This is a genomic window from Stenotrophomonas pictorum JCM 9942 (assembly GCF_001310775.1).
In the GTDB taxonomy this organism is placed as follows: Bacteria; Pseudomonadota; Gammaproteobacteria; order Xanthomonadales; family Xanthomonadaceae; genus Stenotrophomonas; species Stenotrophomonas pictorum.
Genome location: NZ_BAZI01000692.1, coordinates 1 through 868 on the forward strand (window position 1 = coordinate 1; position 868 = coordinate 868).

Annotated in this window: 1 protein-coding gene; it reads right to left on the reverse strand. The window is 69.9% G+C overall.

What is annotated here, in order from left to right:
- The coding region (locus JCM9942_RS17100) for a hypothetical protein (RefSeq protein ID WP_218185529.1) at window positions 1-868 on the reverse strand (868 nt) is incomplete at both ends.

Consider the following 868-nt stretch of genomic DNA (forward strand, 5'->3'; position numbering starts at 1 on the left):
GCCAGCGCCTCGCGCAGGCCCAGCAGCCGGGTGTCGTGCCGATCCAGCGCCAGTTGCTGTTCATTGCAGTGCTGCTGCGCGGCCTGCAGCGCGGTCTGCAACTTTTCGAGCCGGGCGACCTGCTCGCTGAGCTGCGTGCCTGCGGCACGGGTTGCGTCCAGCTCGGCCTGCAGGGCGGTCTGTTCATCGCCTTCGCCGAGCGCCAGCTGCAGCTGCGCACAATGCGCCGCCCACGCGTTGCCGAGCGCGAGGTACTGCCCGTCCAACGCCTGCAGCTGTTGTCCAGCCCGGCTCAGTTCCGCTTGCCGTGTCGCACGCTGCAGCTCACAGCGCTGCTGGTGTTCATAGGCCTGCCGGTACTGCTGTTCGGCGGCGCTGGCGGCGGCCTGCGCGGCACTGGGGTCCAGCTGCCGGTACTGCTCGATGGCCGGGTGTTCGGTGGCGCCACACAGCGGGCAGGCCTGCCCGTCTTCCAGTGCGGCGCGATGTCCGGCCAGATCCATGATCTGCCGTTCCAGTGTGGCGATGCGCTGGCGATCGTCCCAGCTGGCCTTGGCTGCTACCAGCGCGGTCTGCGCCGCTGACAGCTGCTGCTCGTCATCGACCAGGGCGGCCTGCAGCTGCTGCAGCTGTGCCTGTTCGTCGCGGATCTGCGCACGCAGCATCTGCCGTTTTTCCGCCAGCGGCGAAAGATCACGCAGGCTGCCATAGCGCTCACGCAGCTGGTCGCGCGAGGCGCGCAGCGCGTCCAGACTGGTGCCGGTGCTGGCGGCGTTGAACTGTCCGGCCTGTGTGTCCCGCTGGGCGATGGCCTGTTCCAGTGCGCTCGCCAGCCCTGCCCGCTCGGCCTCGCCGGCCTGCAGCTGCG